14 protein-coding genes are annotated in these 12,274 nt (G+C 58.4%); 9 read left to right on the forward strand and 5 right to left on the reverse strand.

Features of this window, described 5'->3' with window-relative positions; translation table 11 throughout:
• Window positions 1-109 precede the first annotated feature (109 nt).
• A complete protein-coding gene (locus ACM6IQ_RS29785) occupies window positions 110-1,246 on the forward strand; it encodes an acyl-CoA dehydrogenase family protein (RefSeq protein ID WP_017340699.1) in 1,137 nt (378 codons plus the stop codon).
• A gap of 109 nt (window positions 1,247-1,355) precedes the next feature.
• Here ACM6IQ_RS29785 and ACM6IQ_RS29790 read toward each other — a convergent pair whose 3' ends face one another.
• Complete coding sequence (locus tag ACM6IQ_RS29790) at window positions 1,356-2,396, reverse strand: NADP(H)-dependent aldo-keto reductase (protein ID WP_017340698.1); 1,041 nt, start codon at window positions 2,394-2,396, stop codon at window positions 1,356-1,358.
• A gap of 245 nt (window positions 2,397-2,641) precedes the next feature.
• Here ACM6IQ_RS29790 and rplM point away from each other — a divergent pair, with 245 nt between their 5' ends.
• The 7 genes from rplM (at window position 2,642) to ACM6IQ_RS29825 (ending at window position 7,530) form a co-directional block, all read left to right on the forward strand.
• Window positions 2,642-3,070 (forward strand): 50S ribosomal protein L13, encoded by a 429-nt coding sequence (gene rplM, locus ACM6IQ_RS29795; protein WP_007905295.1) that lies wholly within the window; start codon window positions 2,642-2,644, stop codon window positions 3,068-3,070.
• Between the two features lie 14 nt (window positions 3,071-3,084).
• A complete protein-coding gene (gene rpsI / locus ACM6IQ_RS29800; protein ID WP_003205364.1) occupies window positions 3,085-3,477 on the forward strand; it encodes a 30S ribosomal protein S9 in 393 nt (130 codons plus the stop codon).
• Window positions 3,478-3,744: 267 nt separating this feature from the next.
• A complete protein-coding gene (gene petA, locus ACM6IQ_RS29805; protein ID WP_007905300.1) occupies window positions 3,745-4,338 on the forward strand; it encodes a ubiquinol-cytochrome c reductase iron-sulfur subunit in 594 nt (197 codons plus the stop codon).
• Complete coding sequence (locus ACM6IQ_RS29810; RefSeq protein ID WP_017340697.1) at window positions 4,338-5,549, forward strand: cytochrome b; 1,212 nt, start codon at window positions 4,338-4,340, stop codon at window positions 5,547-5,549. The genes petA and ACM6IQ_RS29810 overlap by 1 nt, the downstream gene beginning before the upstream one ends.
• On the forward strand, window positions 5,549-6,331 hold the full coding sequence (locus tag ACM6IQ_RS29815) for a cytochrome c1 (RefSeq protein ID WP_414880537.1): 783 nt from the start codon (window positions 5,549-5,551) through the stop codon (window positions 6,329-6,331). Before ACM6IQ_RS29810 ends, ACM6IQ_RS29815 begins: the two co-directional genes overlap by 1 nt.
• Window positions 6,332-6,482: 151 nt before the next feature.
• A complete protein-coding gene (locus tag ACM6IQ_RS29820) occupies window positions 6,483-7,100 on the forward strand; it encodes a glutathione S-transferase N-terminal domain-containing protein (protein WP_007905304.1) in 618 nt (205 codons plus the stop codon).
• 16 nt (window positions 7,101-7,116) lie between these two features.
• Entirely contained in the window at window positions 7,117-7,530 is a 414-nt protein-coding gene (locus ACM6IQ_RS29825; RefSeq protein ID WP_008037283.1) for a ClpXP protease specificity-enhancing factor, read from the forward strand.
• 147 nt (window positions 7,531-7,677) lie between these two features.
• On the opposite strand, the gene ACM6IQ_RS29830 is transcribed toward ACM6IQ_RS29825, so the two are convergent.
• From ACM6IQ_RS29830 to ACM6IQ_RS29845, 4 genes are all read right to left on the reverse strand, one after another.
• Window positions 7,678-8,256: a BON domain-containing protein gene (locus ACM6IQ_RS29830; protein WP_008025960.1), complete on the reverse strand. Its 579-nt coding sequence runs from the start codon at window positions 8,254-8,256 to the stop codon at window positions 7,678-7,680.
• Window positions 8,253-8,846 (reverse strand): phosphoheptose isomerase, encoded by a 594-nt coding sequence (locus tag ACM6IQ_RS29835; protein WP_008025961.1) that lies wholly within the window; start codon window positions 8,844-8,846, stop codon window positions 8,253-8,255. Before ACM6IQ_RS29835 ends, ACM6IQ_RS29830 begins: the two co-directional genes overlap by 4 nt.
• 104 nt (window positions 8,847-8,950) lie before the next feature.
• Window positions 8,951-9,313, reverse strand: coding sequence for a YraN family protein (locus ACM6IQ_RS29840; protein ID WP_017340695.1), 363 nt, complete (start codon window positions 9,311-9,313; stop codon window positions 8,951-8,953).
• A complete protein-coding gene (locus ACM6IQ_RS29845; RefSeq protein ID WP_017340694.1) occupies window positions 9,313-11,124 on the reverse strand; it encodes a penicillin-binding protein activator in 1,812 nt (603 codons plus the stop codon). Before ACM6IQ_RS29845 ends, ACM6IQ_RS29840 begins: the two co-directional genes overlap by 1 nt.
• A 176-nt stretch (window positions 11,125-11,300) precedes the next feature.
• Here ACM6IQ_RS29845 and rsmI point away from each other — a divergent pair, with 176 nt between their 5' ends.
• Window positions 11,301-12,206 carry a 16S rRNA (cytidine(1402)-2'-O)-methyltransferase gene (rsmI, locus tag ACM6IQ_RS29850; RefSeq protein WP_017340693.1) on the forward strand — a complete coding sequence of 302 codons (906 nt, stop codon included), beginning with the start codon at window positions 11,301-11,303 and terminating at the stop codon, window positions 12,204-12,206.
• Window positions 12,207-12,274 lie beyond the last annotated feature (68 nt).

Below are 12,274 nucleotides of genomic sequence, written 5' to 3' on the forward strand. Positions count from 1 at the left end.
AGACGGCTGGATCGTCTTATTTTTTGTCGGATGTGTCCAGTGTCCTGTATCGGATGCGGGGCTTAGTCTCTGAAGGTCAATTCCTCCTAACAATAACGACAGGTGTCGCATGATCCCCAGAACCTTGTTCAGTCCCGAGCACGAACTTTTTCGCGACAGCGTGCGAACCTTCCTCGAAAAAGAGGCCGTGCCGTTTCATGGGCAGTGGGAGAAACAGGGCTATATCGATCGCCAACTCTGGAACAAGGCGGGGGAGGCGGGGATGTTGTGTTCTCATTTGCCGGAAGAGTACGGCGGGCTGGGAGCTGATTTTCTCTACAGTGCGGTGGTGATCGAAGAAGTGGGGCGTCTGGGCCTGACCGGCATCGGTTTTTCCCTGCATTCGGACATCGTCGCGCCGTACATCCTGCATTACGGCAGCGAAGCGCTGAAACACAAATACCTGCCGAAACTGGTGTCTGGCGAGATGGTTACGGCGATTGCCATGACCGAGCCGGGCGCGGGTTCCGACCTGCAAGGGGTGAAAACCACCGCGGTGCTTGATGGCGACGAATACGTGATCAACGGTTCGAAGACCTTTATCACCAACGGCTATCTCGCGGACCTGGTGATTGTCGTGGCCAAGACCGATCCGAAGGCGGGCGCGAAGGGCACCAGTCTGTTTCTGGTCGAGGCCGACACGCCCGGCTTTGCCAAGGGCAAGCGCCTGGAGAAAGTCGGCATGAAGGCGCAGGACACGTCGGAGCTGTTTTTCCAGGACGTTCGGGTGCCCAAGGAAAACCTGCTGGGGCAGGCCGGGATGGGCTTCGCGTATCTGATGCAGGAATTGCCGCAGGAGCGTCTGACGGTCGCTGTGGGCGGATTGGCGTCGGCGGAGGCTGCGCTGCAATGGACGCTGGAGTACACCCGCGAGCGCAAGGCGTTCGGCAAGGCGATTGCCGACTTCCAGAACACCCGATTCAAGCTGGCGGAAATGGCGACCGAAATTCAGATTGGCCGGGTCTTCGTCGATCGCTGCCTGGAGTTGCACCTGCAAGGCAAACTCGATGTGCCGACGGCGGCGATGGCCAAGTATTGGGGCACGGACCTGCAGTGCAAGGTGCTCGACGAGTGCGTGCAGTTGCATGGCGGCTACGGGTTCATGTGGGAATACCCGATTGCGCGTGCGTGGGCGGATGCGCGGGTGCAGCGGATTTATGCCGGCACCAACGAGATCATGAAGGAGATTATTGCGCGGTCGCTTTGAATCTCTGTGATGGGTGAAAAGATCGCAACCTGCGGCAGCTCCTGCAGGGTGTACGTCAATCCCATGCAGGAGCTGCCGAAGGCTGCGATTTTTTCTTTGGCGCTACAATTTACGGCGCGGGATTCGGGTGATCCTTGTGAATCGCCTCAATCCCCGCAAGCACTTCGTCGGATAGTTTCAGCTCGAAACTGGCGATATTGCTGTCCAGCTGTTCCAGCGTCGTCGCGCCGATGATGTTGCTGGTCACGAACGGTTGCTGCGTCACGAACGCCAGCGCCATTTGCGCCGGGTCCAGGCCGTGCTCACGGGCCAGTGCGACATAACGGCTGCACGCTGCTTCCGACTGCGGATTGAAATAGCGGCTGAAGCGACTGTAGAGACTCAGGCGGCCCTTCGGCGGACGCGCGCCACCTTCGTACTTGCCCGACAGAAAGCCGAACGCCAGTGGCGAATAGGCGAGCAGGCCGCACTGTTCGCGGATGGCGATTTCCGCCAGGCCGACTTCGAAGCTGCGGTTGAGCAGGTTGTACGGGTTCTGGATCGACACCGCACGTGGCCAGCCACGGGCTTCGGCCAGCGCCAGGAAACGCATGGTGCCCCACGGCGTTTCATTGGACAGGCCGATGTGGCGGATCTTGCCGGCCTTGACCTGTTCGTCCAGCGCTTCGAGGGTGTCCTCCAGCGGCGTCAGGTTGGCTTCGATTTTGTGTTTGTAGCCCAGTTGACCGAAGAAATTGGTGCTGCGCTCCGGCCAGTGCAACTGATAGAGGTCGATGTAATCGGTTTGCAGGCGCTTGAGGCTGGCATCCACCGCTTCGGTGATGTGCTGGCGGTTGTGGCGCAGGTTTTTGTCGCGGATGTAGTCGATGGTGTTGCCGGGGCCGGCGATCTTGCTGGCCAGGATCCAGTCGGCACGATCGCCGCGGCTTTTGAAGTAATTGCCGATGTAGCGCTCGGTGGTGGCATAGGTATCGGCCTTCGGCGGCACCGGGTACATCTCGGCAGTGTCGATGAAATTGATCCCGGCACTCTTGGCCCGTTCAATCTGTGCGAAGGCTTCAGCCTCGCTGTTTTGCTCGCCCCAGGTCATGGTCCCGAGGCAGATGGCGCTCACGTTCAGATTGGTTCGGCCTAGCTGTCGATAGTCCATCGGGTGCTCCTTGGGCAAAACAATCATAAAAGCAGGTTGAAATATTTTTCGCAATCTGCATAATTGCGCACCTCTTTCTGCAGTGGAAGTGATGCGCCGCCGCCGAAGAATCTTGCCGTTGAACGGACGCGCCGACCCGAGCCCCCGAAAGCGTCTGTATCCGGCTGCCTTTGACTTGTCAAAGTACGCACTATTCAGTAAGATCCGCCGTCTAATTTACAGGGCGGCCCCTGAGGCTATAAAGAATGAAAACTTTTACTGCTAAACCGGAAACAGTACAGCGCGACTGGTTTGTCGTCGACGCTGCAGGTCAGACCCTGGGTCGTCTGGCCACCGAAATCGCGAGCCGTCTGCGTGGCAAGCATAAAGCTGAGTACACTCCTCACGTTGACACCGGCGATTACATCGTCGTTATCAATGCCGAGCAGATTCGTGTAACCGGTGCTAAAACCACCGACAAAATCTACTACTCCCACTCCGGTTTCCCGGGCGGCATCAAGTCGATCAACTTCGAAAAGCTGATCGCTAAAGCCCCTGAGCGCGTGATCGAGACCGCGGTCAAAGGCATGCTGCCTAAGAACCCGCTGGGTCGCGACATGTATCGTAAGCTGAAAGTCTATGCGGGCGCTGTACACCCTCATACTGCTCAGCAGCCCCAAGAACTGAAGTTTTAACGGAATAGTTCATTATGTCGGCGACTCAAAATTACGGCACTGGCCGTCGCAAGACCGCAACCGCACGCGTTTTCCTGCGTCCGGGCACTGGTAACATCTCCATCAACAACCGTTCGCTGGATAATTTCTTCGGCCGCGAAACTGCCCGCATGGTAGTTCGTCAGCCGCTGGAATTGACTGAGACTGTCGAGAAGTTCGACATCTACGTCACCGTGATCGGCGGTGGTGTAAGTGGTCAAGCTGGCGCAATCCGCCACGGTATCACTCGCGCTCTGATGGACTACGACGAAACTCTGCGCGGTGCTCTGCGCAAAGCCGGCTTCGTAACCCGTGACGCACGTGAAGTTGAACGTAAGAAAGTCGGTCTGCGTAAAGCGCGTAAGCGTCCGCAGTACTCGAAGCGTTAATTCGCTTTCGCGTTCAAAAAGAACGCCCAGTTTCCTCGCGAAGCTGGGCGTTTTTTTATGGGCGCGATTTATCAAAGAATTGCTCTGTGACAACTTGCCACAGCCGTAGAGCCCCTATACTGCAAGGCTTGGCAGTGGAGCCCTTCGGTAATTACCTTGTCAGAATTGGGGCTTTTCATTACCATTCGGCAAAATTTTTATAAGTACATAGTTTTACTTAGTAGATGCCTGATTTAACAGGCCACAAAGCTGATGGGAGAGGACTGAATGAGCAATGACGGCGTGAATGCAGGCCGGCGTCGCTTCTTGGTAGCAGCCACATCCGTGGTGGGTGCTGCAGGAGCGGTGGGGGCTGCGGTCCCGTTCGTGGGGTCATGGTTTCCCAGTGCCAAGGCGAAAGCCGCAGGTGCACCGGTGAAAGTGAATGTCAGCAAAATCGAGCCAGGCCAGCAGATGATTGCTGAGTGGCGCGGTCAGCCGGTGTTCATCGTCCGCCGTACCGAGGAAATCCTGGGGAATCTGAAAAAGATCGAGGGCCAGCTGTCTGACCCTACCTCCAAGAACTCGACTCAACCGACTTATGTCGACCCGGAAACGCGTTCGATCAAGCCAGAGGTTCTGCTGCTGATCGGTATCTGCACACACCTGGGTTGCTCGCCGACCTTCCGTCCAGAAGTGGCGCCCGCGGATCTGGGCAAGGATTGGGTAGGTGGTTATTTCTGCCCTTGCCACGGTTCCCACTACGATTTGGCTGGCCGCGTCTACAAGTCGCAACCTGCGCCTTTGAACCTGCCAGTTCCCCCGCATTCCTATGAGACCGATGACATCATTGTCATTGGCGTCGATACGGAGAAAGCGTGATGAGCAAGTTCATGGATTGGGTTGATGCGCGCTTTCCCGCGACCAAGATGTGGGAAGACCATCTCAGCAAGTACTACGCCCCGAAGAACTTCAACTTCTTCTATTTCTTTGGCTCCTTGGCACTGCTCGTTCTGGTCAACCAGATCGTCACCGGTGTCTGGCTGACCATGAGCTACACCCCGTCGGCGGAAGAAGCCTTTGCCTCCGTCGAATACATCATGCGCGACGTCGAGTACGGCTCGATCCTGCGTATGTTGCACGCCGTCGGCGCTTCGATGTTCTTTATCGTGGTGTATCTGCACATGTTCCGTGGCTTGCTCTACGGTTCGTACCAGAAGCCGCGTGAGCTGGTGTGGGTCTTCGGCATGCTGATTTACCTGGCGCTGATGGCTGAGGCCTTCATGGGTTATCTGCTGCCGTGGGGCCAGATGTCCTACTGGGGCGCCCAGGTGATTATCTCGCTGTTCGGTGCGATCCCGGTCATCGGTAACGACCTGACCCAGTGGATCCGTGGTGACTACCTGATTTCCGGTATCACCCTGAACCGCTTCTTTGCCCTGCACGTTGTTGCCCTGCCGATCGTGATTCTCGGTCTGGTGGTGCTGCACGTTCTGGCCTTGCACGAAGTCGGTTCGAACAACCCTGACGGCGTCGACATCAAGAAACACAAAGACGAAAACGGCGTACCGCTGGACGGCATTGCCTTCCACCCGTACTACACCGTGAAAGATATCGTCGGCGTGGTGGTGTTCCTGTTTATCTTCTGCTCGATCGTGTTCTTCTTCCCGGAAATGGGCGGCTACTTCCTCGAGAAGCCGAACTTTGAAGTGGCGAACGCCTTCAAGACCCCTGAGCACATCGCTCCGGTCTGGTACTTCACACCGTTCTACGCGATTCTGCGGGCGGTTCCGGACAAGCTCCTGGGCGTTATCGCCATGGGCGCAGCCATCGCTGTGCTGTTCGTCCTGCCGTGGCTGGATCGCAGCCCCGTCAAGTCGATGCGCTACAAAGGCTGGCTGAGCAAAATCTGGCTGGTGGTGTTCTGCATTTCGTTCGTGATCCTCGGCATTCTGGGTGTTCTGGCTCCGACGCCGGGTCGTACGCTGCTGTCGCAGGTATGTACCTTCCTGTACTTCGCCTACTTCATTCTGATGCCGTTCTACACCAGGCTCGAGAAGACCAAACCGGTTCCGGAAAGGGTGACTGGCTGATGAAAAAGCTATTTGCGGTATTGATGCTCACTGCACTGCCAGTGTTTGCTTTCGCAGCAGGACAAGCGGGCCCGGCGCTGGAAAAAGTCGACATCGACGTTTCCGATAAAGCTGCCATGCAGGACGGCGCACGTACGTTCGCCAACTATTGCATGGGCTGCCACAGCGCCAAGTTCCAACGCTACGAACGTGTTGCCGACGATCTGGGTATTCCTCACGATCTGATGTTGTCGAAGCTGGTGTTCACCGGCGCCAAGATTGGCGACCACATGAGCATCGGCATGCAGCCGGCTGACGCCAAGACCTGGTTCGGTGCTGCACCGCCCGACCTGACCCTGGTGGCTCGTGTTCGCGGTACGGACTGGCTCTACGGTTACCTGAAGTCGTTCTACGAAGACCCGGCGCGTCCTTGGGGCGTGAACAACAAGGTCTTCCCGAACGTGGGCATGCCGAACGTCCTGGTGGGCCTGCAAGGTCGTCAGGTCGTCGGTTGCAAACAGGTCCAGATCGTCGAGGACGGCAAGAAGCAATATGATCCGCTGACCGGTACCGCGCTGACTCATGAAGCGTGCGATCAGCTAACCATTGTGCCGAAGAGCGGTGCTCTGACCGAAGAGCAGTTCGATGAGAAGGTCAAGAATCTGGTAACCTTCCTCGCTTACTCGGCTAACCCGGTTAAGCTGGAGCATCAGCGCATCGGTACCTATGTGTTGCTGTACCTGGCGTTCTTCTTTGTATTCGCCTACTTGCTCAAGCGCGAATACTGGAAAGATGTGCACTGATAAAGTTTCAAGCAATTGCTGTTAATCGCGCGCGCCCCAGGGCGTCTCTGAAAATGTAACGAGTCTGGTCATCCAGGCGTTACGGGAGGCGCCCTCTGGGCGCGCGCGTTTTTTCCGCTTCCGATAATTTCAACAAGCGAGGAGGACCGCCATGGGCGTGACCAATCGGTTGGCCTGTTACTCCGACCCCGCCGACCACTATTCCCACCGAGTGCGTATCGTACTTGCAGAGAAGGGTGTCAGCGCCGAGATCATTTATGTGGAAGCTGGCCGTCAGCCGCCTAAACTGATTGAGGTGAACCCTTACGGAAGCCTGCCCACCCTGGTCGATCGTGACCTGGCGTTGTGGGAGTCGACCGTGGTGATGGAATATCTGGATGAGCGTTACCCGCATCCGCCTTTACTGCCGGTTTATCCAGTGGCGCGTGCCAACAGCCGTTTGCTGATTCATCGTATTCAGCGTGACTGGTGTGGTCTGGTGGATCTGATCCTGGATTCGCGGACCAAGGAAGCAGCTCGCGTGGTGGCTCGTAAAGAGCTGCGCGAAAGCCTGACTGGCGTGTCGCCGCTTTTCGCCGACAAGCCGTTTTTCCTCAGCGAGGAACAAAGTCTGGTGGATTGCTGCCTATTGCCAATACTCTGGCGCTTGCCGATTCTAGGTATTGAACTGCCGCGGCCTGCCAAGCCGCTGCTTGATTATATGGAGCGCTCGTTTGCGCGTGAGGCTTTCCAGGCGAGTCTGTCTGGTGTCGAACGCGATATGCGCTAAGGCTTAAGGAGCCGCTATGAACTCCAGTCGACCTTATCTGGTCCGCGCGCTCTACGAGTGGATTGTGGACAACGACTGCACCCCGCACATGCTGGTCAACTCCGAATATCCGTCGGTGCAGGTGCCACAAGGTTTCGCCAGTGACGGACAGATTGTCCTGAACGTTTCGCCGGCCGCCGTGCGCCATTTGCACATGGACAACGAAGCGGTCAGCTTCGAAGGGCGCTTCGGTGGCGTGCCGCACACTCTGTACGTGCCTATCGCATCGATCCTGGGCATTTACGCCCGGGAGAACGGTCAGGGCATGGTGTTTGATCTGGAATCGCCTATGGAAGACGAGGAAGAGATTGAGCCGGATGATGATCTTCCGCCACCCGACAGTGAGCCGCCGCGTCCCAGCGGTCGACCCAGTTTGAAAGTGGTGAAGTAATAAAAAAGGCGATCCGAGAGGATCGCCTTTTTTATTACTTCACCACTTTCAAACCGTAGGAGCTGCCGAAGGCTGCGATCTTTTGATTTTGCTTTTAACCACGATCAGAAGATCGCAGCCTCGTTTCGCTCGATAGCTCGTACAGTGTCAGTCGATGTACTCAAACAACTTCACAATCTTCTGCACCCCGGAAACACCCTGCACCAGATTGGTCGCCTGAGCCGCTTCCTGTTTGGTCAGCAGGCCCAGCAAGTAAACGATACCGTTCTCGGTGACAACCTTGATGCGCGAGCCCGGAATGTTCGGATCTGTGAGCATCTGGGTCTTGATCTTGGAGGTCAGCCAGGTGTCGTTCTGGCGGGCAAGGAAGCCAGAGGGCGGCAGCACCTGCAGTTCGTTATGTACCGTTTTCACGCGCTGGACAGCGGCGGCGGCCTGTTCGGCCTTGGCCTTGAGATCTGCGCGTGGGGTTTGGCCGGCGAGCAGCACGACACCGTTGAAGCTGGTGACGACGATGTGCGAATCGTTGTCCAGGGCTGGATCGGCCTTGGCGATGTTCACGCCGACCTTGGTGTCGATCAGAGAGTCGTCGATCTTGCTGCCCAAGGTGCGCGTGCCGCGGTCATCATCGATCGGTGCTTCACGGCTGGCGTTAACCACCGAAGTGCAGCCGCTGATGCCAAGGCACAGAGTCAAGGCCAGAAGGCCTAGGCGATTAGGGGTCATTCTTCACTCCCGAACAGTTGGCTGTCGATCAAGTCGCAAAGGCAATGGATCGCCAGCAGGTGGACTTCCTGAATACGTGCGGTGACGTTGGCCGGTACGCGAATCTCGACGTCCTCGGGCAACAGCAGCGACGCCATGCCGCCGCCATCGCGACCGGTCAATGCTACGACAATCATTTCGCGATCATGTGCGGCCTGGATCGCTTGAATTATGTTTGCCGAGTTGCCGCTGGTGGAAATCGCCAGCAATACGTCGCCCGGCTGGCCGAGCGCGCGGATTTGCTTGGAGAAGATTTCGTTGTAGCTGTAGTCGTTGGCGATCGAGGTGATCGTCGAACTGTCGGTGGTCAGCGCAATAGCCGGCAGGCTCGGGCGCTCGCGTTCGAAGCGGTTGAGCAGCTCGGACGAGAAATGCTGGGCGTCGCCGGCGGAGCCGCCGTTGCCGCAGGACAGCATTTTGCCTTCGTTGAGCAGGGCGTTGACCATCACCTGGCTGGCTTGCTCGATGTGCGGTGCAAGTACGTCCATCGCCATTTGCTTGGTGTCGATACTGGCCTGAAAAAGCTGGCGAATTCGGGATTGCATGTCCATCTGTGTGACCTTAATTAGCGCGGCTACTCGGCACATGAATGTGCAGCCCGCAAAGCAAAGAGCAAAATTGTTGGGTGAAAGTGTCCGTTTCGGGACGCACGCGATCAGCTGTCGAAGGCATTCTGCAGCCAGTTCAACTGATCGTGGTTGCTGTCGATGGCGACCACGTCGAAACGGCAAGGGGAATTGGCCCAACGCGACTCGCGCTGAAGAAAATACTGCGCGGCAACAATCAGTTTCTGCCGTTTGCGCTCATCGATGCTATCGAGCGCGCCACCCCATTGAGTGTTTTTTCTGTAGCGAACTTCAACGAATACTACTGTATCGCCATCAAGCATGACCAGATCAAGCTCGCCGCGTTTACACAACCAGTTCTGCGCCAGCAGGCGCAGACCCTGTTGTTGAAGATGCTCGAGCGCGTGGCGCTCGGCATCTTTACCGCTTTGCTGGCGTGACCTGTCAGGCATCAGCGCGGGGTGTCCGGCAGGCGTTGAACCTGGCCGTTGACGAACTGGGCCCATGGCAACTGGCGCACCACGCGTTGGTTCTGAGTCATGCCCAGGCTGCCCGATTGGCCTTCGATGCGGCTGTCCGGCAGTGCCTTGAGTTGCCCCAGGCGTGGAGCCAGGCGATAGGCATCGACGCCCATCGCATACAGGCGGCCCAGGCTGCCGCCGGCTTGTGGCCATTGTGCAGTCACTTGTTTGCGCAGTGGATCATTGGCATCCAGCAGCCATGGGGTTTCGCAGAAACGAACGCCATTCATGTCGTTGTACTGGTTGGCGTCGCCGCTGGCGCTGAACACGTGGGACGTGGCGTACACCGGCACATCGCCAGCGTACTGGAAGTTCAGGGTCGGCTTGATCTGCTGGGCCTGCTGAGGTGTGGCGGCCAGGAAGATGAACTCGATGTCCTGACGGCGCGACGGCTGGGCGGCTACCTGCGAACCAACAGTGCTTTGCAGGCTCTTGGCGCGGCCTTCGCTCTGGCGCAGCTGGAACATGTCGGCAATCTGCTGGGCCAGTTGCACCGGCTGGTCTACACGTTCGGTGGCAACGATGCTGCCGCCGTTGGCTTGCCAATCCTGGCTGAACGCTCTCAGTACGCGATCGCCCCATTCGCCTTTCGGCACCATGATGGCGGCGCGATGCAGGCCGTCGGCGCGAGCGCGACGGGACACTTCGCGCGCTTCGTCTTCAGCGGCAAGACCGAACTGGAACAGCTGCGCCGGGCCTTGTTCGCCTTCGCTGTAATTCAGCGCCAGGGTCGTGATCGGCAGCTGCGGACGAGCGCTGAGCTGTTTGACCAGCGGCTTTTCCAGTGGCCCGACGACCAGTTGCACGCCATCGGCCTGAGCCTTGCGATAGAACTCGTCGAGGGAGGTCAGGCGCGAGCTGTCATAGAACTCGATGGCTGGCGGTTTCTGACCGGCTTGTTGAGCCTGGTAATGGGCCGCCATGAAACCTTCGCGAAGCGCTTTGCCGACGGTTGCCAGCGGGCCGTCTTGCGGCAGCAGCAGGGCGATCTTGCTCAGGGGCTGGCTGGCCAGTTCCTTGAGCCTGGTCAGTGGCAGGGGCAACTGGGCGGCGGCCGGGTGTTTAGGGTTCTGGGCGCGCCAGGTGTCGATCGCGGCTTGCTGCTGCTCCAGGGTGCCAGCGGTTTTCACCGCCAGCGCCAGGCCCATCCAGCCACCGAGGTCGTCGTTGGTGGTCGGTTGCAGTTGATCGGTTGGCAGCGAGGCGATCAGGGTCCAGATCGCTTCGTGGTTTTTGCTTGCCGCTTCACCGCTCAGCATCGGCGCGATGAAAATACGCTCCCGTGCGGCGGCGAGGGTCTGGCCATCGGCTTCAAGGGCGCGGGCATGCACGGTGCCAGTGCGAACCTGTTGTTCGACAGGCAATTCGCCCAGGCGCTGCAGGCTCGGGTGGCTCAAGGCCGTCAGCGCAGCTTTCGGCTGATTGCGCGTCATGGCCAGTTCAGCCGCCAGGGTGCTGGCAAATACCTGTTGGCCAGGCTTGAGTTGTTCGACCGGCACTTGTTGCAGGATTTGCGCGGACTGGCCGGCATTGCCCTGGCGATAAGCCAGGTCTGCCGCACTCAAGCGAAGCAGGGCAGCTTGCTCCGGTGTTTTGCTTTTGGCGGCCTGATCGAGCAGTTGCTCGATGCTGGCATCCGGGGTCCGTGGAAGTTCGCCAAGGCTGGAAGAGGGCGAGCTGGCGCAAGCCGCCAGCAAGGCAGCGAGGCAGAGGGCAGTGAACAGCCGCAGGCAAGCGATCATGTAGTGTTCCTGATACTCGATCAAATTAGCGTGGAATTGTACCCAAGCACTGGCCGGGGCGCGATGTTGCTGGCGTGAATCGATCAATTTAGCTCGTACAAATGTTGCAGCACTGCACAAATGGCTTAAAAAACCGGGCTTGCTTGCGCGTATCGAAAGCATCGCTACGCGCTACAATGGCGGCTTTTACCGATCATGAGGTGTGCGCTTTGACTGCTCCAGGTGCTTTGAATTCCGCTGCTGGCTCGCTTTATGTGGTGGCGACGCCCATCGGCAACCTGGACGACATCAGCGCGCGCGCGCTGAAGATCCTGCGCGAAGTGGCCTTGATCGCCGCCGAAGACACGCGTCACTCCCAGCGATTGATGCAGCACTTCGGCATTCCTACGCCGCTGGCAGCCTGCCATGAACACAATGAGCGGGATGAAGGTAGCCGCTTTATTACCCGCCTGCTCGCTGGCGACGATGTGGCGCTGATTTCCGATGCCGGGACGCCGCTGATTTCCGATCCGGGTTATCACCTGGTGCGTCAGGCTCGCGCGGCGGGAATCAACGTGGTGCCGGTTCCGGGCGCCTGTGCATTGATCGCGGCGCTGTCGGCGGCGGGTCTGCCTTCGGATCGTTTTATCTTCGAAGGCTTCCTGCCGGCGAAGGCTGTCGGTCGTCGTGCCCGTCTTGAACTGCTTAAAGAAGAGCCGCGTACGCTGATTTTCTACGAGGCCCCACACCGCATCCTTGAATGCCTGCAAGACATGGAGCTGGTTTTTGGCCCGGAGCGTCCGGCGTTGCTGGCGCGGGAGCTGACCAAAACCTTCGAAACCCTCAAAGGCCTGCCCTTGGCCGAGCTGCGCGAGTTCGTCGAGTCGGACAGCAATCAGCAGCGCGGTGAGTGCGTGGTGCTGGTCGCGGGCTGGTCGGCCCCCGAAACCGAGGACGCCGTCAGCAGTGAAGCCATGCGCATTCTCAATCTGTTGCTCGAAGAGATGCCGCTCAAACGTGCCGCAGCCTTGGCGGCGCAAATTACCGGCGAGCGCAAGAATGTTCTGTATCAGGTGGCGCTGGATAAACAGAAGGGCGAGTAAAACCCGACGTGCAGGCGTGGCTGAAGGCGTTTAACGCTTGTTCTTCGGCCGCTCTGCCGTTAACCTTC

The sequence above is a fragment of the Pseudomonas sp. IT-P100 genome, assembly GCF_949767185.1.
GTDB lineage: Bacteria > Pseudomonadota > Gammaproteobacteria > Pseudomonadales > Pseudomonadaceae > Aquipseudomonas > Aquipseudomonas fluorescens_B.

Coding starts and splice junctions, on each gene's coding strand:
- ACM6IQ_RS29835 (WP_008025961.1), bottom strand. CDS start 8,846: ATGGACATGCAATCCCGAATTCGCCAGCTTTTTCAGGCCAGTATCGAC.
- petA (WP_007905300.1), top strand. CDS start 3,745: ATGAGCAATGACGGCGTGAATGCAGGCCGGCGTCGCTTCTTGGTAGCA.
- rpsI (WP_003205364.1), top strand. CDS start 3,085: ATGTCGGCGACTCAAAATTACGGCACTGGCCGTCGCAAGACCGCAACC.
- ACM6IQ_RS29840 (WP_017340695.1), bottom strand. CDS start 9,313: ATGCCTGACAGGTCACGCCAGCAAAGCGGTAAAGATGCCGAGCGCCAC.
- ACM6IQ_RS29820 (WP_007905304.1), top strand. CDS start 6,483: ATGGGCGTGACCAATCGGTTGGCCTGTTACTCCGACCCCGCCGACCAC.
- ACM6IQ_RS29810 (WP_017340697.1), top strand. CDS start 4,338: ATGAGCAAGTTCATGGATTGGGTTGATGCGCGCTTTCCCGCGACCAAG.
- ACM6IQ_RS29825 (WP_008037283.1), top strand. CDS start 7,117: ATGAACTCCAGTCGACCTTATCTGGTCCGCGCGCTCTACGAGTGGATT.
- ACM6IQ_RS29785 (WP_017340699.1), top strand. CDS start 110: ATGATCCCCAGAACCTTGTTCAGTCCCGAGCACGAACTTTTTCGCGAC.
- ACM6IQ_RS29830 (WP_008025960.1), bottom strand. CDS start 8,256: ATGACCCCTAATCGCCTAGGCCTTCTGGCCTTGACTCTGTGCCTTGGC.
- ACM6IQ_RS29845 (WP_017340694.1), bottom strand. CDS start 11,124: ATGATCGCTTGCCTGCGGCTGTTCACTGCCCTCTGCCTCGCTGCCTTG.
- ACM6IQ_RS29790 (WP_017340698.1), bottom strand. CDS start 2,396: ATGGACTATCGACAGCTAGGCCGAACCAATCTGAACGTGAGCGCCATC.
- rplM (WP_007905295.1), top strand. CDS start 2,642: ATGAAAACTTTTACTGCTAAACCGGAAACAGTACAGCGCGACTGGTTT.
- rsmI (WP_017340693.1), top strand. CDS start 11,301: ATGGCGGCTTTTACCGATCATGAGGTGTGCGCTTTGACTGCTCCAGGT.
- ACM6IQ_RS29815 (WP_414880537.1), top strand. CDS start 5,549: ATGAAAAAGCTATTTGCGGTATTGATGCTCACTGCACTGCCAGTGTTT.